Source organism: Micromonospora sp. DT178 (assembly GCF_049841695.1).
Lineage (GTDB): Bacteria > Actinomycetota > Actinomycetes > Mycobacteriales > Micromonosporaceae > Micromonospora.
Map to the genome: position 1 here is coordinate 276,672 of NZ_JBNCKV010000009.1, position 21,943 is coordinate 298,614.

Annotated in this window: 20 protein-coding genes; 12 read left to right on the forward strand and 8 right to left on the reverse strand. The window is 75.6% G+C overall.

Annotated features, from left to right (window positions below):
• Positions 1 to 145 precede the first annotated feature (145 nt).
• Positions 146 to 547, forward strand: coding sequence for a ChaB family protein (locus ACLQ22_RS19190; RefSeq protein ID WP_089001082.1), 402 nt, complete (start codon positions 146 to 148; stop codon positions 545 to 547).
• Positions 548 to 608: 61 nt separating this feature from the next.
• Here ACLQ22_RS19190 and ACLQ22_RS19195 read toward each other — a convergent pair whose 3' ends face one another.
• Complete coding sequence (locus ACLQ22_RS19195; protein ID WP_425693513.1) at positions 609 to 2,042, reverse strand: aldehyde dehydrogenase family protein; 1,434 nt, start codon at positions 2,040 to 2,042, stop codon at positions 609 to 611.
• Positions 2,043 to 2,112: 70 nt separating this feature from the next.
• Between ACLQ22_RS19195 and ACLQ22_RS19200 the strand changes: the two genes are divergently transcribed.
• Complete coding sequence (locus tag ACLQ22_RS19200; protein WP_425693514.1) at positions 2,113 to 3,717, forward strand: phytoene desaturase family protein; 1,605 nt, start codon at positions 2,113 to 2,115, stop codon at positions 3,715 to 3,717.
• A 684-nt stretch (positions 3,718 to 4,401) separates the two neighbouring features.
• Here ACLQ22_RS19200 and ACLQ22_RS19205 read toward each other — a convergent pair.
• From ACLQ22_RS19205 to ACLQ22_RS19215, 3 genes are all read right to left on the reverse strand, one after another.
• Positions 4,402 to 5,169, reverse strand: coding sequence for a polyprenol monophosphomannose synthase (locus tag ACLQ22_RS19205; RefSeq protein ID WP_425693515.1), 768 nt, complete (start codon positions 5,167 to 5,169; stop codon positions 4,402 to 4,404).
• Between the two features lie 119 nt (positions 5,170 to 5,288).
• Positions 5,289 to 6,290, reverse strand: a complete 1,002-nt coding sequence (locus ACLQ22_RS19210; protein WP_425693516.1) for an SDR family oxidoreductase — start codon at positions 6,288 to 6,290, stop codon at positions 5,289 to 5,291.
• On the reverse strand, positions 6,287 to 6,715 hold the full coding sequence (locus ACLQ22_RS19215; protein ID WP_425693517.1) for an SRPBCC family protein: 429 nt from the start codon (positions 6,713 to 6,715) through the stop codon (positions 6,287 to 6,289). The genes ACLQ22_RS19210 and ACLQ22_RS19215 overlap by 4 nt, the downstream gene beginning before the upstream one ends.
• A gap of 285 nt (positions 6,716 to 7,000) precedes the next feature.
• On the opposite strand from ACLQ22_RS19215, the gene ACLQ22_RS19220 reads away from it, so the two are divergent.
• From ACLQ22_RS19220 to ACLQ22_RS19255, 8 genes are read left to right on the forward strand one after another with little or no spacing between them, the layout of a single operon-like run.
• Positions 7,001 to 8,632, forward strand: coding sequence for an HAD-IIIA family hydrolase (locus ACLQ22_RS19220; protein WP_425693518.1), 1,632 nt, complete (start codon positions 7,001 to 7,003; stop codon positions 8,630 to 8,632).
• Positions 8,629 to 9,606, forward strand: a complete 978-nt coding sequence (locus ACLQ22_RS19225; protein WP_425693519.1) for a glycosyltransferase — start codon at positions 8,629 to 8,631, stop codon at positions 9,604 to 9,606. Before ACLQ22_RS19220 ends, ACLQ22_RS19225 begins: the two co-directional genes overlap by 4 nt.
• A complete protein-coding gene (locus ACLQ22_RS19230) occupies positions 9,591 to 10,808 on the forward strand; it encodes a glycosyltransferase (RefSeq protein WP_425693520.1) in 1,218 nt (405 codons plus the stop codon). Before ACLQ22_RS19225 ends, ACLQ22_RS19230 begins: the two co-directional genes overlap by 16 nt.
• Entirely contained in the window at positions 10,805 to 11,443 is a 639-nt protein-coding gene (locus ACLQ22_RS19235) for a D-sedoheptulose-7-phosphate isomerase (protein ID WP_425693570.1), read from the forward strand. The genes ACLQ22_RS19230 and ACLQ22_RS19235 overlap by 4 nt, the downstream gene beginning before the upstream one ends.
• 13 nt (positions 11,444 to 11,456) lie before the next feature.
• Positions 11,457 to 13,034 (forward strand): PfkB family carbohydrate kinase, encoded by a 1,578-nt coding sequence (locus ACLQ22_RS19240; protein ID WP_425693521.1) that lies wholly within the window; start codon positions 11,457 to 11,459, stop codon positions 13,032 to 13,034.
• Entirely contained in the window at positions 13,031 to 13,732 is a 702-nt protein-coding gene (locus tag ACLQ22_RS19245) for an SDR family oxidoreductase (RefSeq protein WP_121395447.1), read from the forward strand. Before ACLQ22_RS19240 ends, ACLQ22_RS19245 begins: the two co-directional genes overlap by 4 nt.
• Positions 13,729 to 14,685, forward strand: a complete 957-nt coding sequence (locus tag ACLQ22_RS19250) for a glycosyltransferase family 9 protein (RefSeq protein WP_425693522.1) — start codon at positions 13,729 to 13,731, stop codon at positions 14,683 to 14,685. The genes ACLQ22_RS19245 and ACLQ22_RS19250 overlap by 4 nt, the downstream gene beginning before the upstream one ends.
• Entirely contained in the window at positions 14,669 to 15,652 is a 984-nt protein-coding gene (locus tag ACLQ22_RS19255) for a DNA topoisomerase IB (protein WP_425693523.1), read from the forward strand. The genes ACLQ22_RS19250 and ACLQ22_RS19255 overlap by 17 nt, the downstream gene beginning before the upstream one ends.
• 217 nt (positions 15,653 to 15,869) lie before the next feature.
• Here the strand turns inward: ACLQ22_RS19255 and ACLQ22_RS19260 are convergent, their stop codons facing one another.
• Together ACLQ22_RS19260 and ACLQ22_RS19265 are read right to left on the reverse strand one after the other, a co-directional pair.
• A complete protein-coding gene (locus ACLQ22_RS19260) occupies positions 15,870 to 16,850 on the reverse strand; it encodes a helix-turn-helix domain-containing protein (RefSeq protein ID WP_425693524.1) in 981 nt (326 codons plus the stop codon).
• A gap of 109 nt (positions 16,851 to 16,959) precedes the next feature.
• Complete coding sequence (locus ACLQ22_RS19265; protein WP_425693525.1) at positions 16,960 to 17,718, reverse strand: TetR/AcrR family transcriptional regulator; 759 nt, start codon at positions 17,716 to 17,718, stop codon at positions 16,960 to 16,962.
• Between the two features lie 100 nt (positions 17,719 to 17,818).
• Here ACLQ22_RS19265 and ACLQ22_RS19270 point away from each other — a divergent pair, with 100 nt between their 5' ends.
• Both ACLQ22_RS19270 and ACLQ22_RS19275 read left to right on the forward strand, forming a co-directional pair.
• Positions 17,819 to 18,784, forward strand: coding sequence for an ATP-binding cassette domain-containing protein (locus ACLQ22_RS19270; protein ID WP_425693526.1), 966 nt, complete (start codon positions 17,819 to 17,821; stop codon positions 18,782 to 18,784).
• Positions 18,777 to 19,550, forward strand: a complete 774-nt coding sequence (locus tag ACLQ22_RS19275) for an ABC transporter permease (RefSeq protein WP_425693527.1) — start codon at positions 18,777 to 18,779, stop codon at positions 19,548 to 19,550. Before ACLQ22_RS19270 ends, ACLQ22_RS19275 begins: the two co-directional genes overlap by 8 nt.
• Before the next feature lie 129 nt (positions 19,551 to 19,679).
• On the opposite strand, the gene ACLQ22_RS19280 is transcribed toward ACLQ22_RS19275, so the two are convergent.
• Both ACLQ22_RS19280 and ACLQ22_RS19285 read right to left on the reverse strand, forming a co-directional pair.
• A complete protein-coding gene (locus tag ACLQ22_RS19280; RefSeq protein ID WP_121395439.1) occupies positions 19,680 to 20,183 on the reverse strand; it encodes a hypothetical protein in 504 nt (167 codons plus the stop codon).
• A gap of 66 nt (positions 20,184 to 20,249) precedes the next feature.
• The gene (locus ACLQ22_RS19285) at positions 20,250 to 21,881 is read right to left on the reverse strand and encodes a RecQ family ATP-dependent DNA helicase (protein WP_425693528.1); all 1,632 of its coding nucleotides are present in this window, start codon (positions 21,879 to 21,881) and stop codon (positions 20,250 to 20,252) included.
• Positions 21,882 to 21,943 lie beyond the last annotated feature (62 nt).

Sequence of the window (21,943 nt, forward strand, 5' to 3'; positions counted from 1 at the left end):
CCCGGCCTCCGGATGGCCCGGTGCGTCCGGCTTCGCCTGGCCCGCCGGTACCCCTGGCCGGAAATCGACAAACCCGACCTCCCGGTTTGCCGACCGGAGGCGGGGGAACGGTCAAGGGGAACCCATCGACGCGGAGGAGGACGAGATGCCCGGGCGCGAGGTACTGCCCAGCACGCTGCGACGCTCCCCGAAGAAGGCGCAGCGCACCTGGGAGAAGACGCACGACTCGGCCGTGGAGACGTACGGCGAGGGGGAGCGGGCGCACCGCACCGCCTTCGCCGCCGTCAAGCACGAGTTCGAGAAGGTGGGCGACCACTGGGAGCCCAAGGGCCGCAAGGGGCCGAGCGACCGCCAGGCGGCCGGCGGCGGGCCGGAGCGCCGCGCGCCCACGGCCGGCGGGGTGGACGCCAACGCCACCAAGGACCACCTGATGAAGGTGGCCCGCAAGCTGGACGTGCCCGGCCGTTCGACCATGACGAAGCCGGAACTGGTCAAGGCCATCGAGAAGGCGAACAACCGCCAGACCGCCAAGGCCCGCGGCCGCTGAGGCCGCCATCGGGTACGCGACGCGGAGGCTGTCCGCCCGGCGGACAGCCTCCGCGCGTGCGTCACCAGTGGCCGCCCCCGGGCGCCTCGATGTGCACCGCCTTCGTCGCGGTGAACTCGTCCAGCAGTTCCGGCCCGTAGCCGAAACCGTGCCCGCTGCCCCGGCGCGGGTGCGCGGCACCCCCCGGCGCCCCGCCGAACACCGCGTTGACCTTGACGGTGCCCACCGGCAGTTCCCGCCAGGCGCGCTGGGCGTGACTCATCGATCCGGTCAGCACCGTCGCGGCCAGCCCGTACGGGGAGTCCGCGGCGCACCGCAGCGCCTCGGAGAACGAGTCGACGGCGACGATCGCGGCGACCGGCCCGAACGTCTCCTCGCGTACCACCGTCATGTCGTGCCGGCAGTCGGTCAGCACCGTCGCCGGGTAGAAGGCCCCCGGTCCGTCGGGCAGCGTGCCGCCGGTGCGGATCCGCGCGCCCTGGGCCACCGCCGCGGTCACCTGCCCGTGCACGTGGTCGCGGTGCCGCCGGTCCACCAGCGGCCCCAGCTCGGTACGCGGGTCGCCGCCCGGACCCGTCCGCAACTGCGTGGCGCGATCCACCAGCGCCTGCGCGAAGTCCTCCGCGACGTCCCGGTGCACGTAGATCCGCTCCACCGCGACGCAGATCTGCCCCGCGTTGGCGAACGCGCCGAGGGCCGCCTGCCCGGCCGCCCACACCGGGTCGACGTCGCCGTCCACGACGAGCGGGTCGCTGCCGCCGTTCTCCAGCAGCACCTTCGCCCCGGTCCGCGCCGCCGCGGCCGCGATGGCCCGCCCGGTGGCGGTGGAGCCGACGTGGGCGACGACGTCCACCTCCTGCGCGGCCAGCGCCGCGCCGACCTCCGGGCCCCCGGTCAGCAGCGACAGCACCCCGGGCGGCAGCGCGGAGTCGAGCGCCTTCGCCAGCAGCCAGCCGGTCGCCGGGGCGCGCTCGCTCGGCTTGTGCAGCACCACGTTGCCGGTGACCAGGGCCGCGCCGAGCAGCCCGCAGGACACCGCCACCGGGTCGTTCCACGGGGTGATCGCGGCGACCACCCCGCGCGGCTGCGGCGTCATGAAGTCGAGGGCGTGGGTGCCGCCGTGCAGGGTCCGCCCGCCGCGCACGGGGGCGAGCTCCGCGTACTGTCGCAGCGTGCCGATCCCCGCCTCCACACCGCCCCGGGCGTCCGACAGGGGTTTGCCCATCTCGGCCGTCGTCGCCCGGGCCAGGTCGTCGGCCGCCGCCGCCACGGCGTCCGCCGCCCGGTGCAGCGCCGCCGCCCGTTCCGCGGGGGCGGTCGCCGCCCACTCCGCCGCGGCGCCGCGCGTCGCCTCCACCGCCTTGCCGACCTCGTCGGCCGTCGCCACCGGCGCCGAGCTGACCGGGGAGCCGTCGGCCGGATCGTGTACGACCAACTCGCCGCCCTCGCCGCCCGCGCCCCACACTCCGCCTATGAGCTGCGCAACCGTGTACATGGCAGTGCATGCCCCGGCCCCGGCGCGGCAAACGCGTTTCGCCCGGTTGCTGGCCGGGTAGGCGGATCGGATGAGTTCGCCCGGCGCGGAGAGCGCGGACGCCGTCATCGTGGGAGCAGGCCACAACGGCCTGGTCGCCGCCAATCTCCTGGCCGACGCCGGCTGGGACGTGCTGGTGCTGGAGGCCACGGCCACGCCGGGCGGGGCGGTGCGCTCCGCCGAGGTGACGGCCCCCGGCTACCTGAGCGACCTCTACAGCTCCTTCTACCCCCTCGGCTACGCCTCGCCGGTACTGCGCGGGTTGGGGCTCGAACGGTACGGGCTGCGCTGGCGGCACTCCCCGGACGTGCTGGCCCACCTGATGCCCGACGGCCGGGCGGCGGTGCTCAACCGCGACCCGGAGGCCACCGCGGCCTCGCTGGAGGCGTTCGCGCCGGGCGACGGCAAGCGCTGGCTGCACGCGTACGACGACTGGCGCCAGGTGGCCGAGCCGATGCTGGAGACCATCACCACCCCGTTCCCGCCGGTGCGCGGGGGCCTGACCCTGCTGCGCCGCCTGCGGGTGTCGGGGGCGTTGCGGCTGGCCCGGCGGCTGGTGGTGCCGGTACGCAAGCTCGGCGACGAACTCTTCGACGGCGAGGGAGGCCCGGTGCTGCTGGCCGGCTGCGCCCTGCACACCGACCTGTCGCCCGAGGAGGCCGGTTCGGGCGTGTACGGCTGGCTACTCGCCATGCTCGGCCAGCAGGTCGGCTGGCCGGTGCCCGACGGCGGCGCACAGAAGATCACCGACGCGCTGGTGGCCCGGCTGACCGAGCGCGGCGGCCGGATCCTCTACGGCGCCACAGTCGACCGGGTGCTGACCGCGCGCGGCCGGGCGATGGGCGTGCGTACCGTCGGCGGCGCCCTCTGGCGGGCCCGCCGCGCGGTGCTCGCCGACGTCCCCGCGCCCGCCCTCTACCTGGACCTGGTCGGCGCGGCGGCCCTGCCACCCCGGCTGGTGGAGGACCTGGCGCACTTCCGCTGGGACGGCTCGACGCTCAAGGTGGACTGGGCGCTGTCGGCCCCCGTGCCGTGGACCAACCGGGCGGTGGCCACCGCCGGCACGGTGCACCTGGGCGCGGACCTGGACGGTCTCACCAGTTACTCCGCCGCGCTGGCCCGTCGGGAGATCCCGCGCGACCCGTTCCTGCTGCTGGGGCAGATGTCGGTGGCCGACCCGAGCCACTCGCCGCCGGGCACCGAGTCGCTCTGGGCGTACACCCACCTGCCGTTCCGCCAGCAGTGGCGGGCCGAGGAGATCGCCGCGCACGTCGAGCGGATGGAGCAGGTGCTGGAGGATGCCGCGCCGGGCTTCCGCAGCCTGATCGTGGGGCGGCACGTGGCCGGGCCGGCCGACCTGGAGGCGGGCGACCCGAGCCTCGTCGGCGGCGCGCTCGGCGGCGGCACCGCCGCCGCGTACCAGCAGCTGTTCCTGCGCCCGATCCCCGGCCTGGGCCGCGCGGACACCCCGGTCGACCGGCTGTTCCTGGCCAGCGCGTCGGCGCACCCGGGCGGCGGGGTGCACGGCGCGCCCGGCGCGAACGCCGCCCGCGCCGCCCTGGCCCGCGACCGCGCCCTCACCGGCCCGCTGTACGCGGCCGGGATCGACGCCGCGCACCGCGCGGTCTACCACTGAGCTTCAGCACGGCGAGGACGGCGAGGACGGCCAGCTTGCGCCGGTCGCCGAACGCCGGCCAGCTTGCGCCGTACGCCGTACGCCGGCCAGCTTGCGCCGTACGCCGTACGCCGGTGGTCTGCCTGCGGGGGCATCGGACGGGCGCGTGCCCGCCAGCGGATACGTGGGGCGAGGCTGTTCACGCACAGTGAGGCGAACGCTGGCCGCCTGGGTTGCTCCCCGCACCCTTTGCTCTGCATCCATATACGCAACGGTTGCTCCGGGTAACGGCGGGCGGGCTGGCCCGCCGCACCGTCGCTGGGCCAGCCGCAGGTCAACGGCGTGGTGCGTCCGTGGCTGCAGAGCAAAGGGCGGAGAGCGGCGATCCGAAGGCGGGGCCAACGGTCACAGAAGGTGATGGTTACGCTTCGCAATCGCGGTGATCACGCGTCCCGTGCGGTGGAGCGGCGGCCCAAGCTCAAGGTCCTTCGCTCGCCCCGCCGCTCCGTCCGGCCGCTCCCGCTCGGCCGCTCCGCCCGCTGCTCCCGCTCGGCTGCGCCGACTCGGCCGCTCCGCCCGCTGCTCCCGTTCGGCCGCTCCGGCTCGGCCGCCGCTCGCGCTCGGCCGCCGCCCCGGGCCCGGCTTGCTGAACCGGACCGGGGCAGGGCAACGCAGGGGCGTGGGCGGGTGAGGGATCGGGCCGGGTCAGCGCTCGATGTTGCGGTGCTTGCTGCGCAGCTTGAACGGCATCAGCGCGCTCTCGATCTTGGTCGCGGTGGTCATCTTGGACGCGCCGTCGCGCCGTTCCTCGAAGCGGATCGGCACCTCCAGGATGGTGTGCCCCAGCTTGGTGGCCAGGTAGTGCATCTCCACCTGGAAGCTGTAGCCGTTGGACTGCACCCGCTCCAGGCCGATGTCGCGCAGCGCGTCCGCCCGCCAGATCTTGAAGCCGGCGGTGAGGTCGCGGATCCGGACCCGCAGCAGCGTGTGCACGTAGAGGTTGGCCCAGCCGCTGAGCGCCCGCCGGTAGAGCGGCCAGTTCTCGTCCAGCTCGCCGCCCGGCACGTACCGGGAGCCGATCACCACGCCGGCCTGGGTGGAGAGCAGCGCGCCGAGCATGCCCGGCAGCGCCTCCGGCGGGTGCGAGAGATCGGCGTCCATCTGCGCCACGTACTCCGCGCCGCCGTCGATGGCGCGCCCGATGCCGTCCACGTAGGCCCGGCCGAGGCCCTCCTTGCCGGCCCGGTGCACGACCTCGATCCGCTCGGGGTGCTCGATGGCCAGCTTGTCCGCCACCTCACCCGTGCCGTCCGGCGAGTTGTCGTCGGCGACCAGGATCTTCAGGCCCGGCAGCGGCAGGGCCAGCAGCCGCTCGACCAGCACCGGGAGGTTGCCCGCCTCGTTGTAGGTGGGAACCACGACGGTCAGGCGTGCGTCCCGCCACGGCACGGGCAACTGCACGGGTTCGATCATGTCGGACATCCTCGGTCGGCGGACAGGGCTCCCTGAGAGCGTAGCCAGTTGCCACATCCGGGTCGAAAAGGCCACCCCTACCGCCCCGTCTTCCGCCCCGACGAGGCGCGGATGCCGGGTCAGCGCAGGCGGCGGGTCAGCGCGGTGAGGGCCACCGCCAGCCCGGCCAGGGCGACGCCGGAGACGGCCGGCTTGTGCGTACCGATCCACAGGGCGGCCGAGTGGCCGCGGGCCCGGTCGGTGAACACGCCCTCCGCGCCCCGGTCCCGTTCGTCGTCCCCGGGACGCTCCAGGTTGTCCCGCCAGGTGGCCGGGTCGATCGGGGTCTCGGTCTGCTGGCTGTCGTAGCCGTCGCGTGCCAGCTTCCGGTCGAGCAGGCCGGGCGCGACGATGTCGCCGAGCCGGGCGCGCCAGGTCGGTCCGCCCACGTTCAGCTCGCGTGGCCCGTGGTCGGCCGCCCAGACGATCGCCCTCGCGGCGACCTCGGGTGCGAAGATCGGCGGTACGGGCTGGGGGTGCCGGGGCAGCCGCGTGCGTACCCAGGAGAACTGCGGGGTGTTGATCGCCGGCAGCTGCACCATCGACAGCTTCACACCCGGGCAGTCGTGCAGCAGCTCCGCCCGCAGCGAGTCGTTGAAGCCCTGGATGGCGTGCTTGCTCGCGCAGTACGCCGACTGCAACGGGATCCCGCGGTAGGCCAGCGCGGAGCCGACCTGCACGATCGCGCCCCGGCCACAGGCCCGCATGTGCCGCAGCGCCGCCAGGGTGCCGTGCACGGTGCCGAGGTAGTTGACCTCGGTGACCCGCCGGAACTCGGTGGCCGGGATCTCCCAGGCCGGGGCGAAGACCGAGGCCATCGCGTTGTTCACCCACACGTCGATGCCGCCGAAGCGGTGCACCACGTCGTCGGCGGCCTGCTGCACCGCCCCCGCGTCGGCCACGTCCACCCGGTAGGTGCGCACCTCCGAGGCGCCCCGCTCGCGGCAGTCGCGCTCCGCGGCGGCCAGCCCGGCCTCGCCGCGGGCGAGCAGCGCGAGCCGGGCGCCGCGCTCGGCGTACCGGCGGGCGACCGCCCGTCCCACGCCGGCGCTCGCCCCGGTGACCACCACGGTCTGCGTCACCGGTCCGCCTTCTGTCGCACGGCGATGTCGGCCAGCCGGGTCAGGGTCTCCTTGTTGCGCTGGTGCAGCACCAGGTCGTTGACCTTGTTGCGCACCCAGCGCAGCGGACCGGCGGCGAAGTCCTCGCCGATGCGTACGCGGGTCGCGCCCGTGCCGACCGCTTCGAGGGTGAACACCACGATGGCCTCCCCGGCCGGCCAGAGGCCGGCGCGGATGACCAACCGGCGCGGCGGCTCGCAGGTCAGCACCGTCGAGGAGTCGTGCAGGGAGATCGGCCACGGCCCGGCCTTGTGGTGCAACTGGCTGCCCACCCGGGGCCAGGCGTCGTCCACGTCGCGGACATGCACCGTGCCGACGACCCAGTCGCTGTACGTCCACCCGTCCGCCAGCACCGCCCAGACCTGCTCCGGGGAAGCTTCGATCACTTTCTCCACAATCGCCACTGCGCTCCCATACCCCGGGTGTGGGCGGGGCTAACGGTGCCGGCGGGTTAGCTTCTCCCGGGCGACGGGTAACGGCACCTGCGGGCCGGCGTGTCGACGCCGCCGGCGCGCGACGCGGCGGGCGCGTTCAAGCCGACGTTTACTCCCCGGGGCGCCGGGAACCCGCCGGCTGTGCGACAGGACCAGGTGGAGCCGGATCAGCGCAGGTCAGCCCGGGTTTTTGCCGGCGCTGACGGGGTCGCGTCCGGGCCCGTCCTGTTCGACGCGGTGCTGCTGGACCGCGACGGCACGCTGATCGAGGACGTGCCGTACAACGGCGATCCCGAGAAGGTGCGGCCGGTGCCGGGGGCACGGGCCGCCCTGGACCGGTTGCGGGCGGCGGGCCTGCGGCTGGCGGTGGTGACGAACCAGTCCGGCCTGGCCCGCGGATTGTTCACCGAGGCGCAGATGCGGGCGGTGCACGCCCGGGTCGAGCGGCTGCTGGGGCCGTTCGACGCCTGGCTGGTGTGCCCGCACGACGACGGCGACGGATGCGGGTGCCGCAAGCCGTCGCCGGGGCTGGTGCACGCCGCAGCGCGGGAGCTGGGCACCGTGCCGTCGCGGTGCGTGCTGGTGGGGGACATCGGCCGGGACATGGTCGCGGCGTCGGCCGCGGGCGCGTCGGGGATCCTGGTGCCCACGCCGGTGACCCGCCCACAGGAGGTGGCCGCCGCGCCGCAGGTCGCCTCCGACCTGCCGGCGGCGGTGGCGGAGATCCTGCGCCGCCAGGCGGCGGTCGGCCCGGCTGCGGCGCGGGGAGCCGGGCGGGAGCGGGCGGGGACGGTGCTGGTGGTACGCGCCGATTCGGCGGGGGACGTGCTGGTGACCGGGCCGGCCATCCGCGCCGTCGCCGCCATCGCCGAACGGGTGGTGCTGCTGTGCGGGCCCCGGGGGCGCGCCGCGGCGGAACTCCTGCCCGGCGTCGACGAGATCGTCGAACACCGGCTGCCGTGGATCGATCCCGTGCCCGATCCCGTCGACCCCGCCGACATGCGTCGGCTCGCCGACCGGCTGGCCGCCGTGGGCGCCGACGAGGCGGTCGTCTTCACCAGCTTCCACCAGTCGCCCCTGCCCCTGGCCCTGCTGCTGCGCCTGGCCGGGGTCCGACGCGTGAGCGCCATCAGCGACGACTACCCGGGCAGCCTGCTCGACGTCCGGCACCGCGTGCCGGCCGGCGTACCCGAACCGGAGCGCGCGCTCTCGCTCGCCGCCGCCGCCGGCTTCACCCTCGCCGACCACGACGGGCCCGCCCTGCGCCTGCGCCCGGCGCAGGCGCCGCCGCCGGAGGTCGGCGCGCCCGGCTACGTGGTGCTGCACCCCGGCTCGGCGGCGCAGGCCCGGGGCTGCCCGCCGGAGCTGGCCGCGCGCATCGCCCGCGCCCTGACGGCCGCCGGTCACCGGGTGGTGGTCACCGGCGGCCCCGACGAGCAGGAGCTGACCGCGCGGGTGGCCGGCGACGTCGCCGTCGACCTGGGCGGGCGTACCTCCCTCGCCGGGCTGGCCGCGACGGTCGCCGGCGCCGGCGCGGTCGTCGTCGGCAACACCGGCCCCGCCCACCTCGCCGCCGCCCACGGGGTGCCGGTGGTCAGCCTGTTCGCCCCCACGGTCCCGTTCGGTCAGTGGGGGCCGTGGCGGGTGCCCACGGTGCGGCTCGGCGACGCGGAGGCCGCCTGCCGGGACACCCGCGCCGCGCGCTGCCCGGTGCCCGGGCACCCCTGCCTCAGCGGCGTCGAACCCGGGCAGGTGCTCGACGGGTTGCGGCTGCTCGGGGTGGCCCCACCGGTCCGGCCGGCACCGCCCGCCGCCGGCCGGGCAGGCGGCGTGCCGGCGGGGGCCCACACCGGCGGGAGTGGCCGATGAACCTGCTCCTGTGGCACGTGCACGGCTCCTGGACCACGTCGTTCGTGCACGGCAAGCACCGGTACCTGGTGCCCGTCACCCCGGACCGGGGCCCCTACGGCCTCGGCCGCGCCCGCACCTACCCGTGGCCCGACACGGCCGTCGAGGTGACCCCCGAGCAGTTGCGTACCGCCGACGTCGACCTGGTCGTCCTGCAACGCCCCGAGGAGATCGACCTCGCCGAGCAGTGGCTCGGCCGGCGGCCCGGCCGCGACGTCCCCGCCGTCTACGTCGAGCACAACACGCCCAAGGACGGCGACGTGCCCAACAGCCGGCACCCCATGGCCGACCGCGACGACCTGCTCATCGCCCACGTCACCGGGTTCAACGAGCTGTTCTGGGACACCGGCACCACCCGCACCACGGTGGTCGACCACGGCATCGTCGCCCCCACCGCCGAGTACACCGGCGAACTCGACCGGCTCGCGGTGGTGATCAACGAGCCGGTACGCCGCTGGCGGGTCACCGGCACCGACCTGCTGCCCCGCTTCGCCGAGATCGCCCCGCTGGACGTCTTCGGCATGAAGGTGGCCGGGCTGGCCGAGCACCTGGGCCTGCCGGCGGACCGGCTCGCCAGCCACGACGACGTCCCCCAGCACCGGATGCACGCCGAGCTGGGGCGGCGGCGGGCGTACCTGCACCTGTGCCGGTGGACCTCGCTGGGGCTGAGCCTGATCGAGGCGATGTCCATCGGGATGCCGGTGGTCGCGCTGGCCGCCACCGAGGCGGCGATGGCGGTGCCACCCGGGGCGGGAGCGCTGTCCACCCGGCTCGACACCCTGCTCGACGCCGCCCGCCGGTTCGTCGACGAACCGGCGGAGGCGCGCCGGGCGGGGGAACGGGCCCGCGTCGCCGCCCGGGACCGCTACGGCCTCGACCGTTTCCTCGCCGACTGGGACCGGCTGCTGGAGGAGGAAGTATGCGCATCGCGATGATCTCGGAGCACGCCAGCCCGCTCGCCATCCTGGGCGGCGAGGACGCCGGCGGTCAGAACACGCATGTCGCCGAGCTCTCCGCAGCCCTCGCGGCCGCCGGACACGACGTGCGGGTCTACACCCGCCGCGACGCGGTGGACCTGCCGGTCACGGTGCGCAGCGCGGACGGCTACGACGTGGTGCACGTCCCGGCGGGGCCGGCCGAGCCGGTCGCCAAGGACGCCCTGCTGCCGCACATGAGGGAGTTCAGCCGCTGGCTGGTCGACCGGTGGCGGGGCGGCGACTGGATGCCCGAGGTGATCCACGCGCACTTCTGGATGAGCGGGCTCGCCGCGCTGGCCGCCAGCCGGCAGACCGGGGTGCCGGTCGTGCAGACGTACCACGCCCTGGGGGTGGTCAAGCGGCGGCACCAGGGCGTGCAGGACACCAGCCCGGCCCGCCGCATCGGCTACGAGCGGGAACTGGGCCGGGCCGTCGACCGGGTCATCGCCCAGTGCCGGGACGAGGTCGGCGAACTGGTCCGGATGGGCGTGCCCCGGTCCCGGATGACGGTCGTGCCGTCCGGGGTCAACCTGGGCACCTTCGCCCCGCTCGGGCCGACCGCCGAGCGCCAGGACGGCCGGCCGCGGATCCTGACCGTCGGGCGGCTGGTCGAGCGCAAGGGCTTCCAGACCGTCGTCCGGGCGATGGCGTACGTGCCCGGGGCCGAGTGCGTGGTGGTCGGCGGCCCGCCCGCCGGCCTGCTGGAGACCGACCCGTACGCCCGCCGCCTGCGCGCCCTCGCGGTCAGCTGCGGGGCGGCCGACCGGGTGAAGCTGGTCGGCGCGGTGCCCCGCGAGGAGATGGGCCGCTGGTACCGCTCGGCCGACGTCCTGGTGGCCGCCCCCTGGTACGAGCCGTTCGGGCTCACCCCGCTGGAGGCGATGGCGTGTGGCGTGCCCGTGGTGGGCACCGCCGTCGGCGGGATCAAGGACACCGTGGTCGAGGGCGTCACCGGCGACCTCGTGCCGGCCCGGGACCCGCGTGCGTTGGGCGACGCGATCCAGGGGCTGCTCGACGACCGGATCCGCCGCTTCGCGTACGCGACGGCGGCGAGGGAACGGGCCCGGCGACGGTACTCCTGGGCGGCCACCGCGGAGCGGCTGGTGGAGGTCTACGGCGACGTGGCGGCGGTCCGCCGGCCGACCCGGGTGGTGGCCTGATGGCGGCGCCCACGCCGCTGGACGCGCACCTGACGAACCTGGCGGCGGCGCTGGTGCCCTTCCGGACGCACGAGACGCTGCTGGCCCGGTGGGGCGAGGCCCTCGCGCGTCGGCTGGTCGACGGCGGCCGGCTGCTGGTGGCCGGCAACGGCGGTAGCGCCGCCGAGGCCCAGCACCTCACCGCCGAACTCGTCGGGAAGCTCCGCGACGACCGCCAGCCCCTGTCCGCCATCGCGCTGCACGCGGAGACCTCCGCGCTGACCGCCATCGGCAACGACTACGGCTACGACGAGGTCTTCGCCCGCCAGGTACGCGCCCACGGCCGCCACGGCGACGTCCTGTTGCTGCTGTCGACCAGCGGCACCAGCGCCAACCTGCTCGCTGCCGCCCGTGCCGGCCGCGACGGCGGACTCACCTGCTGGGCCCTGACCGGTCCCGCCCCCAACCCCCTCGCGGAGCTCTGCCACGACGTGCTCGCCGTCGGCTCGCCCGACAGCCAGGTCGTGCAGGAACTCCATCTCGTGACCAGCCACCTCCTCTGCGAGTACGTCGAGCGGGCGCTGCCCGCCGCGCCCGTACGGACCGGGGTCGAGGTGGTGCTCGACGGCGGTGCAGGTCAGCAGGTCCAGGCGTGATGAGGGGGGAAGCGTGAGGGGACCCGTCGTGGTGGTCGGTGACACCCTGCTGGACCGGGACGTCGAGGGGGTGGTGAACCGGCTCTGCCCGGACTCGCCCGTGCCGGTGCTGGACGAGACCGCGCACGTCGACCGGCCCGGTGGCGCCGGGCTGGCCGCGGTCTTCGCCGCCGCGCAGGGCGCCGAGGTGGTGCTGGTGACCGCGTTGGCGGACGACGCGGGGGGTGCCCGGCTCGCCTCGCTGCTCGCCGACGCCGGCGTGCAGGTGTATCCCCTCGGGCTGCGTGGCGGCACGCCGGAGAAGGTCCGGCTGCGCGCCCGGGGCCGGGTGCTGCTGCGCCACGACCGGGGCGGCGCGGCCGCTACGCCGGGCGAGCCGTCCGAGGCGGTGCTGCGGGTGATCGCCCGGGCCTCCGCCGTGCTGGTCAGCGACTACGGCCGGGGCGTCGCCCGGCAGCCCGCGCTGCGGGCGGCCCTCGCCGCCACCCGGGCGCCGGTGGTCTGGGACCCGCACCCGCGGGGACCGGCGGCCGTCCCGGGGGTGCACCTGGTGACCCCCAACGAGTCCGAGGTGCGGGAGTTGGTCACCGTCGCGCCGGGGGCGACCCGGCTGGCGACGGCGGCGCGGGGCGCGCAGGGGCTGCGCCAGCGCTGGCGCGCCGGCGCGGTCGCGGTGACCCTGGGCGGGGACGGCGCGCTGCTCTGCCACGCCGGCGCGACCCCGATGGTGGTGCCCGCCCCGGCCACCGCCGAGGGGGACACCTGCGGGGCCGGTGACCGGTTCGCGGCCACCGCCGGCCTCGCCCTGGCCCGGGGGGCTTTGGTCTCCGAGGCGGTGCAGGAGGCGGTCGCTGAGGCGTCGGCGTACGTGGCCGGCGGGGGAGTGGCGACGGCGCTGCCGCGGCCGGTGCGTCCGCTGCCGCCGGCGGTCTCCGGCCCCGGCGGCGAGCGCGTCGGCGTGGCCGCGGCCGCCGGCGTGGTGTCGGCGGTACGCGCGTCCGGCGGGACGGTGGTGGCCACCGGCGGCTGCTTCGACCTGCTGCACGCCGGGCACGTGGCGACGTTGCAGGCCGCCCGGCAGCTCGGCGACTGCCTGGTGGTCTGCCTGAACTCCGACGCGAGCGTGACGGGGCTGAAGGGCGCGGACCGGCCGGTGATCCCGCAGGGCGACCGGGCCCGGCTACTCGCGGCGCTGAGCTGCGTCGACGCGGTCATGATCTTCGACGAGGCCACCCCGCACGCGGCGCTGTCGTGGCTGCGGCCGGACGTCTGGGTGAAGGGTGGCGACTACGCCGGCGACGGCGGCGAGCCCGCCCTGCCCGAGGCGGAGGTGCTGCGCCGCTGGGGCGGCAACGCCGTGGTGGTGCCGTACCTGGACGGTCGCTCCACGACCGGGCTGATCGCCGCCGCCCGGTCGACCGGCACCGCCGTCGCGGTCGGGCCGCCGCTCACCGACACCGTGCCGCCGGCCTGTACGCAGCCACCCGGCCCCGCCCCCGGCGGAGCCTCGGCGCCCTCCGGCGGCGAGCGCCCGCGGGCGCGCTCCGGCCGGCCCGTCGCGGGGCCGAGCACGGCGGAGGGCACCCGATGAGCGGCGGGTCGCCCGGCGCGGGGCGGACCGTGCTGGTCACCGGCGGATCGAGCGGCCTGGGTGCCGCCGTGGTCGCGGCCGTGGCCCGGGCCGGCGGTCGACCGCTGGTGCTGGACCGGCAGGCGCCCGCCGACGGGGTGCCGTGGGTGGAGTGCGACCTGGCCGACACCCGCGCCGCAGAGGCCGCCACCCGGCAGCTTGCCGAGCGCTCGGGCGGGCTGGACGCGGTGGTCACCGCGGCGGGTATGGACGTGCCCGGGAAGCTGGCGGACGTGCCCGGCGAGACCTGGGACCGGATCGTGGCCGTGGACCTGCTCGCCACGGCGGCCGTGGTGCGGGCCGCCCTGCCCTTCCTGGAGACCTCCCGGGGGAGCATCGTCACCGTCGCCTCCACGCTGGGGGTGAAGGCCGTCGCCGACGCGACCGCCTACTGCGCCGCGAAGTTCGGGGTCGTCGGCTTCACCCGGGCCCTCGCCGCCGAACTCGCCGGCAGGGTCGGCGTCACGTTGCTCGTTCCGGGCGGCATGCGCACGGCCTTCTTCGACGACCGCGACGCCGCGTACCGACCCGGTCCCGACGCCGTCCTGAACGACCCCGCCGACACCGCCGCCGCCGTCATGTTCGCGCTGTCCCAACCCGCCGGCTGCGCCGTCCGCGAGATGGTCGTCTGCGCCGACCAGGAGACCTCCTACCCGTGATCCTCGCCCTGCGCGCCCTCGGCGTCGGCGACCTCGCCACCGCCGTGCCGGCCCTGCGCGCCCTGCGCGCCGCCCACCCCGACCGGGAGCTCGTCCTCGCGGCACCCGGCTGGCTGGCGCCGCTGGTCGACCTGGTGGGCGGCGTCGACCGGCTGGTGCCCACGGACGGGCTCGGTCGCCCCGACCCGGCCCTGCGGACGCCGCTCGTCGCCGTGAACCTGCACGGCCGGGGCCCCGAGTCGCACCGCCTGCTCACCGCCACCCGACCCGGTCGGCTGCTCGCCTACGCCAGCCCGGAGGCCGGCCACCACGACGGGCCGAAGTGGCGCGACGACGAACACGAGGTCGACCGCTGGTGCCGGCTCCTCGGCTGGTACGGCATCCCCGCCGACCGCGCCGACCTGGACCTGCGGCGCCCGCCCCCCGGCGGCGCCCCGGCGGCCGGCGTGACCGTGCTGCACCCCGGCTCCAAGATCCCCGCGAAGCGCTGGCCGCCCGGACGCTTCGCCGCGCTGGCCCGGGAACTGGCCGCCCGGGGGCACCGGGTGGTGCTCACCGGCAGCCCCGACGAGCGGGTCACGGCGCAGCGGATCGCGGATGCCGCGGGGCTGCCCGCCGACGCGGTGCTGGCCGGCCGGACGGACCTGGGCCGGCTGGCCGCGCTGGTGGCGTACGCCCGGCTGGTGGTCAGCGGGGACACGGGCGTGGCGCACCTCGCGACCGGCTACCGCACCCCGTCGGTGGTGCTTTTCGGCCCGGTCCCCCCGGCGCTGTGGGGTCCGCCGCCGGACCGGCCCCGGCACCGTGCACTGTGGGCGGCCGCGGGGGATTGGCCCTGGTGGGACGGGGTAGGAAGCCATCCGACGTTGGCGGGCATCGGTGTCGACGACGTGGTGACCGCCGTGGACGAGGTGGAACGGGCGGTGCGTGGCTCCGGTGCGGTTGCGGCGTAGCGATCCGGGCGGGCCGGGGTACGGGCGACGCCGGCGCGGTCGGGGCTGGCTCTTCCTGGATCCGTCCGGGCAGCCGGTCCGCGACCCCGACCGGTTGGGCCGGCTGCGCGCGCTGGTGATCCCGCCGGCCTGGCGGGACGTGTGGATCTGTCCGCACCCGAACGGGCACATCCAGGCCACCGGCATCGACGCGGCCGGGCGCAAGCAGTACCTCTACCACCCGCAGTGGCGCCAGAAGCGCGACGAGGCGAAGTTCGACCACGTGCTGGAGGTGGCCCGCCGGCTGCCGGTGCTGCGCGAGCGGGTCGGGCGGGACCTGTCCGGCCGGGGGCTGTACCGCGACCGGGTGCTGGCGACGGTGACCCGGCTGCTGGACATGGGCATGTTCCGGGTCGGCAGCGACCAGTACGCGGCCGGCGACGACCCGACGTTCGGGGTGTCGACCCTGCGCCCCGAGCACGCCCGGTCCCGGGGCGGCTGCGTGGTGTTCGAGTTCCCCGCGAAGGGCGGCATCGAGCAGGTGCGTCGCATCGAGGATCCGGAGCTGTGCCGGGTGCTGGTCAACCTGCGCCGCCAGCGCCGGTCGGCCGACCGGCTGTTCGGCTACCGGGACGGCGAGGACTGGCGCGACGTACGCAGCGACGAGGTCAACGAGTACCTGCGGGACGCCAGCGGCGGGGAGATGACGGCGAAGGACTTCCGCACCTGGCACGCCACGGTGCTGGCGGCGACCGAACTGGCGACGGTGGGCCCGCCGCGCTCGGCGACCGCCCGCAAGCGGACGGTCGCAGCGGTGATGCGGGAGGTCGCGGAGCTGCTCGGCAACACCGCCACCGTGGCCCGCACGTCCTACGTCGACCCGCGCGTGGTCGACCTCTTCCACGACGGCGTGGTGGCCCCGGTGGACCCCGCGACGCCCCGCGAGAAGGCCGAGCGGATCGTGCTCGAACTGCTGGAGGACGCCTGACGCGGCCCCGGCGCCGATCCTGGGCGAGGGGCGCCGGGGCCGGGCCGGGCCACCGGGCGGCCGCCCGCCTCCCCCGTGGCGGCGGGCGGCACGCCACGGCCTTCGTCGGCGGTCCGATCCCGACCGGTGCCGTGGCGGGGAGGGATCGGCCACCTCGATGCCAGTCTGCCGCGACCGGGTTGACCGTGGATGCCGCGCAGTTGACTTCCCGTGCCGCTCATTCCGCCTGGCCGGCCCGCCAGGCCTGCGGCCCGACGCCGTGCGCCTTGCGGAAGACCCGGCTGAAGTGCGCCTTGTCGGGAAAGCCCCAGCGGGCCCCGATCGCCTGGATCGGCTGGCCGCGCAGGCCGGGGTCGGCGAGGTCGTGCCGGCACCGCGCCAGCCGCAGCTCGCGGATGTACGACGCGACAGTCGACTCCTCGGCCTCGAAGAGCCGGTGCAGCGTACGCAGCGAGACGTGGTGCACGTCCGCCACCACCTGCGGGCTCAGCGTCGCGTCCCCGAGGTGCCGCTGGATGTACGCCCGGGCCTGGGCGACGAGCGCGCGCCGGCGGACCTCGGTCGGCACGGCGTCCTCGGCCACCAGGTGCCGCCCGAGCATGGTGGACGCCAGGTCGAGCCCGACGGCGCCGAGCCGGGCGGCGTCGGCGGCGTGGTACTGCTCGGGATGGTGGGCGATCTGGAGGAGGAACTGGGCCAGCAGCGCGCCGATCCCCTCGGTGCCCGACATCCGGCCGCCGAGCAGGGGCGCCAGCCGGTCCGGCGGCAACGGCAACGCGGCGTGCGGGATGATCGCCACGACGGAACGGGCCGGCTCGCGGCCGCCGTCGTCGCCGACGTGCCGGACCCCGTGCGGCCGCGACCCGTCGTAGAAGATGAACTCCTGCGGCCCCAGCACGCTGCTCCGGCCGGCCTGGCTGGCCGCGCCGTCCCCGTCGACGGTCAGCGCCAGCGTGTAGATCTCCGGGGCCGACTCGCGCCCCAGCCTCGGCGTTCGGACGCCCTCCAGCGACGGGTACCGGTAGTTGACCACCTGGATCGGGCCGAGTTCGACGATCTCCGCCCGGGCGGTGAAGTCGTGCGCGTGCTCCGTGCGGATCCGCAGCGGCGAGGCCGTACGCGCCACGAGGTCGAGCCACATGTCGAAGCGTTCGCCCGCCGGCACCTGCTCGGTGTCGACGGTGGTCCGCCGAAGCATCCGCTCCCCCGTCCTCGCGCCGTCCCGGTGGCCATTGTCCATCGTGGGCGCCCGGACCGCCCAGGACGTTTCCGGTCGACGGAGCCGGGGGCGACGGCCGGGGTGCGGCTCAGTGCGTGGCCGTCCGGCCGCGGATCAGCGCCTCGACGCCGTCGAGGATCCGGTCGAGGCCGAACTGCCACTCGGTGTCGAACACCTCGTCCTGCTGTCCCTCGGCGCTCTCCGCCAACAGCTCCCGGATCGCCGGGTAGGCGCCGTGCCGGGTCAGCCGGGCGAGCTGGTGCCAGTACCGCGCCCCGGCGTCGTCGGGGTCGATCTGTTCGCGCGCCGCGGCCTCGTCGAGGTCGGCGGTGAGCGTGGCCCAGTTCCGGGCGTACCCGCTGACCAGCATGATCGTCGACAGCCGCTCGATGCCGCGCAGGCCGGTGCCGCGCAGGGCGGCCAGCCCCTGCTCCATCCAGCGCACCTGGTTGGGCCCCAACGGCGGGCCGCTGATCGGGATCTGCCGGATCCACGGGTGGCGGTGGATCGCCGTCACGTTGGCCAGCGCCCAGCGGGCGAGCGCCGGCCGCCAGCCCTCGTCCGGGCCGCGTGGCGCGGGCGGGTCCCCGTACGCGACGTCGGCCATGAGGTCCAGCAGGTCGCTCTTGGCGGAGACGTAGCGGTAGAGCGACATGGTCGCCACGCCCAGCTCGCCGGCGACCCGGCTCATCGACACCGCCGCCAGCCCGTCGGCCTCGGCCACCCGGATGCCGGCGGCCACGACCTGCCGCATGGTGAGGCTGCGCCGGGGTCCCTTGCCGGGCCGTTCCCGCAGGCCCCAGGCGAGCTCGATGCTCTCCGGCAGTTCGACGTCGGCGTCGCTCATCCTCACCTCCCGGTACGCGTGTTGACCGACATCCTAGCTTCTGCGTATGGTGCACGCAGAACAGCGTATAGCGTACGCAGAAGATGGAGAGCGAGGGGCGATGGGCACAGCAGTCGCGGCGGTGGAGGCCGTCGACCTACGCAAGTCCTACGGCGGGGTGGCGGTGCTCGACGGCCTGACCATGCGGGTCGCCCGGGGCAGCGTGCACGCCCTGCTCGGCCCCAACGGGGCGGGCAAGACCACGACCGTGCGGATCCTGGCCACGCTCACCACGCCCGACGGGGGTGTGGCCCGCGTGGACGGCCACGACGTGGTCCGCGACCGGAGCCGGGTCCGGCGGACGATCAGCCTCGCCGGCCAGCACGCGGCGCTCGACGACCAGCAGACGGGCGCGGAGAACCTGCACATGATGGCCCGGCTGGCCGGGCTGGCTCCGGCCGCCGCCCGGCGGCGCGCCACGGACCTGCTGGAGCGCTTCGACCTGGTCGCCGCCGGCGGGCGGCGGGTGGTGACCTACTCCGGCGGGATGCGCCGCCGCCTCGACCTCGCGGCCAGCCTGGTCGGCGAGCCGTCCGTGATCTTCCTCGACGAGCCGACCACCGGCCTCGACCCGCGCAGCCGGCAGGGGCTGTGGGAGGTGGTCGCCGAGCTGGCCGGTGCCGGCGTGACGGTGCTGCTCACCACGCAGTACCTGGAGGAGGCCGACCGGCTCGCCGACCGGATCGCGGTGCTGCACGGGGGCCGGCTGGCCGCCGAGGGGAGTGCGGACGACCTCAAGCGCCGCTTCGGCGCCCACCGGCTGGAGCTGACGCTGCGGGACGCGCGCAGCTTCGCCGAGGCGGCGCACCGCCTCGGCGGCCGGGTCATGCACCGCGACCCGGCCCGGCTGGAGTTGGCGGTCGCCACCGACGGCGGCGCGCCGGAGATCCGCCACCTGCTCGACGAGGTCGACCCCGACCGGCGGGGGCTCACCCGGTTCACCGTCCGCGAGGCGACCCTGGACGACGTCTTCCTCACCCTCACCGGCGACCCGGTCGCCGCCCACCAGGAGGCGGCCAATGTCTGAGCTGACCCTGCGACCGACCCGTGCCGGCGAGGCCCTCGTCATGGTGGCGCGCTGCGTACGGCTGTCCCGCCGCAACGTCGACGCGCTGCTCACGTCGCTGCTGCTGCCGGTGCTGCTGATGCTGCTCTTCGTCTACCTGTTCGGCGGCGCGATCGACACCGGCACCCGGTACGTCACCTACGTCGTGCCCGGCGTCCTGCTGCTCTGCGCCAGTTTCGGCGCGGCGACCACCGCCGTCAGCGTGAGCACCGACCTGACCAACGGGGTCATCGAGCGGTTCCGCACGATGGACGTCAGCGCCACCGCGATCCTCGGCGGGCACGTCGCCGCCAGCATCGCCCGCAACACCGTCTCCACGGTGCTGGTGCTGGCCATCGCCGTCGGCATCGGCTTCCGCCCGGTCGTCACGCCGCTGCGCTGGCTGGCCGCGTTCGGGGTGCTGCTGCTCTTCCTGCTCGCGGTGTCCTGGCTGTCGGCGGCCATCGGCCTGCTGGCCCGCACCCCGGAGGCCGCCAGCGGCTTCACTTTCCTGGCGATGTTCCTGCCCTATCCGAGCAGCGCGTTCGTGCCGGTGGAGACGATGCCGAGCTGGATACACGGCTTCGCCGACCACCAGCCCGTCACGCCCGTCATCGAGACGCTGCGGGCCCTGCTGCTGGGCACCCCGACGGGCACCGCCCCGGCCCTGGCGGTGGCCTGGTGCCTCGGCATCCTGGCGGTCTCGGTGCTGCTGGCCGCCGTGCTGTTCCGCCGCCGCGTGGCCTGACCGCCAGCCGCGTGGCCTGACCGCCACGGGCCGACCGCGCCCGCCGCCGCCGGCCACCGTCACGCGCGGTCACCCGCGCCGGAACGCGCGACGGCGGCACCGGACCCGTCCGGTGCCGTCGTCGTCGTGTCAGTCGTTGAGGACCTGGGAGAGCCGGTCGCGGAAGCGGCGCTCCGAGTCGCTGACGACGTCCCCGCCGAGGCCCAGGATGCCGCCGCTGGACGCCGCGCCCACCACCTGCTCGGCGATGTCCACCAGCCAGTGCTTGTACGCGCCGGCCTCGCCCTCGTCCGTCCGGGCGGCCAGCAGCGCCGCCGCCTCCCTGGCCCGGCCCAGCACGTCCTCCAGGTAGGCGCGCGGGTCGGACGGCGCGATGACCGGCATCTCCTCGCCGGCCTCCGGATCGCCCACCCGGGTGACGATCTCGCCGGCCACGGCGGCGACCAGCGGGCTGGCCGACTCCCGCCCGGCGGCGATGGTCTCCAGCCCGGCCGCGTTCTCGGCCATGGTGCGCCGGGTGCCGTCGGACTCGGCGGCGCTCGCCGCGGTCAGCACCGACTGCGGCAGGCCGACCAGCAGCCCCCACTCCTCGTCGGAGAAACCGAATCCGGTGTACGCCGGCTGCTCGATCACGGCAACGCCCCTTCCGCACTGTTGTCGCTCGTCGTCCACGGCCCCGCCAGCGGTGCCCGGCTCAGGCTAGTCGAGGGTCAGCAGACCCTGTTCGGACACCACGCTGACGGACAGCGTCTTGTACCCCACCTCGTCGAAGAGAACCGTCATCCGGTCCTCCTCGTAGCTCAGCACCAGGCCGTGCCCCCACTCCGGGTGCCGGACCTGGCTGTGCACGGGGAACGGCCCGACCGCGCCGTCGTCGGGGGTGCTGGTGCCGGCGTGGCAGTTGTCGCAGTGCCCGCAGACCTGGGTCATCTGCTCGCCGAAGTAGGCCAGCAGCGTCTGCCCCCGGCAGGCGGTGGTCTCGGCGAAGGCCCGCATCATGTCGGTACGCGACCGGGTCACGGTCTGCTGCCGCTCGGCCTCCGCCAGGGCCGCCGCGGCGGCGTCCACGGGCGCGGGGGAGTAGCGGGGGGCGCCGATGCGCTGCTTCGCCCTCGGCTCGGCCGCGCCGACCTGCTCCAGCAGGGCGAGGTACTGGCCGAGCTTGCGCGGGCCGAGCCCGGTGACCTCGCGTAGCTCCTTCTTGTTCCGGGCCTTCTTGCGCAGCAGCGCGGACAGGTCGCGCAGCTCGTCGGCGTCCGGCAGGCCGCCGCTGAAGAAGCGTTGCAGCCCGACGTCCTCGGCCTGCCACAGCAGCAGCACCCGGGCCGGGGCGCCGTCGCGGCCGGCCCGCCCGATCTCCTGGAAGTAGCTGTCCGGCGAGTCCGGCAGCGCCATGTGGACCACCCAGGCGATGTTCGGCTTGTCGATGCCCATGCCGAAGGCCGAGGTCGCCACCATGATCGGCACCTGGTCGGCGAGGAACGCCTCGTGCAGTTCGGCGCGCGCCCCGGCCGCCATCCCGCCGTGGTAGTACTGGGCCGGGAAGCCGGCGTCGGTGAGCCGGGCCGACAGCTCCTCGGCGGAGCGCCGGGTGGGCACGTAGATGATGCCGGGCCGGGTGTCGTCGCGCAGCAGGGCGATCAGCCGCCGCCACCGGTAGTCCTCCGTCGGGCAGTGCGCCACCTCGAGGAACAGGTTCGGCCGGTCCAGCCCCGAGACCACCACCTCGGGCTCGGTCAGCCGCAGCCGGGCGATGATGTCGTCGCGTACGGGCGGGGAGGCGGTGGCGGTCAGCGCCACCACCGGCGGCCGGCCGATGCCGTCGATGAGGTGGCCCAGCGCCAGGTAGTCGGGGCGGAAGTCGTGCCCCCAGGCGGAGATGCAGTGCGCCTCGTCGATCGCCACCAGCGCCGGCTTCAGCGACTTCACCTCGGCCATCCGGTCGGGGTTGGCGAGCTGCTCCGGGGTGATGAAGAGGAACTCCGCGCGCCCGTCGCGGATCTCGGCGATCGCCTCCGCCTGCTGGGCGGCCGACTCGTTCGAGCTGATCCGCACCGCGCGCAGCTCGGGTCGTTGCCGCTCGTTGAGCGCCGCGATCTGGTCCTGTTGCAGGGCGAGCAGCGGCGAGATCACCACGGTCGGGCCGGGGATCAGGCTGGCCGGGATCTGGTAGATCGCCGACTTGCCGGCGCCGGTGGGCAGCACCACCAGGGCGTCGCGGCGCTTCATGACCGCCCGCATGGCGGCCAACTGGTGGGGCCGCAGCGCCGTCCAGCCGAAGAGGCTCTTGGCCGCGCGGCGCAGTGTCGTGGAGTGCGTGGACAGTTTCATCGAGGGCCGGAGGTACCCGCCGTGATCAGCGGCGAAACCGCCCGGCCCGGGTGACGCCGGCG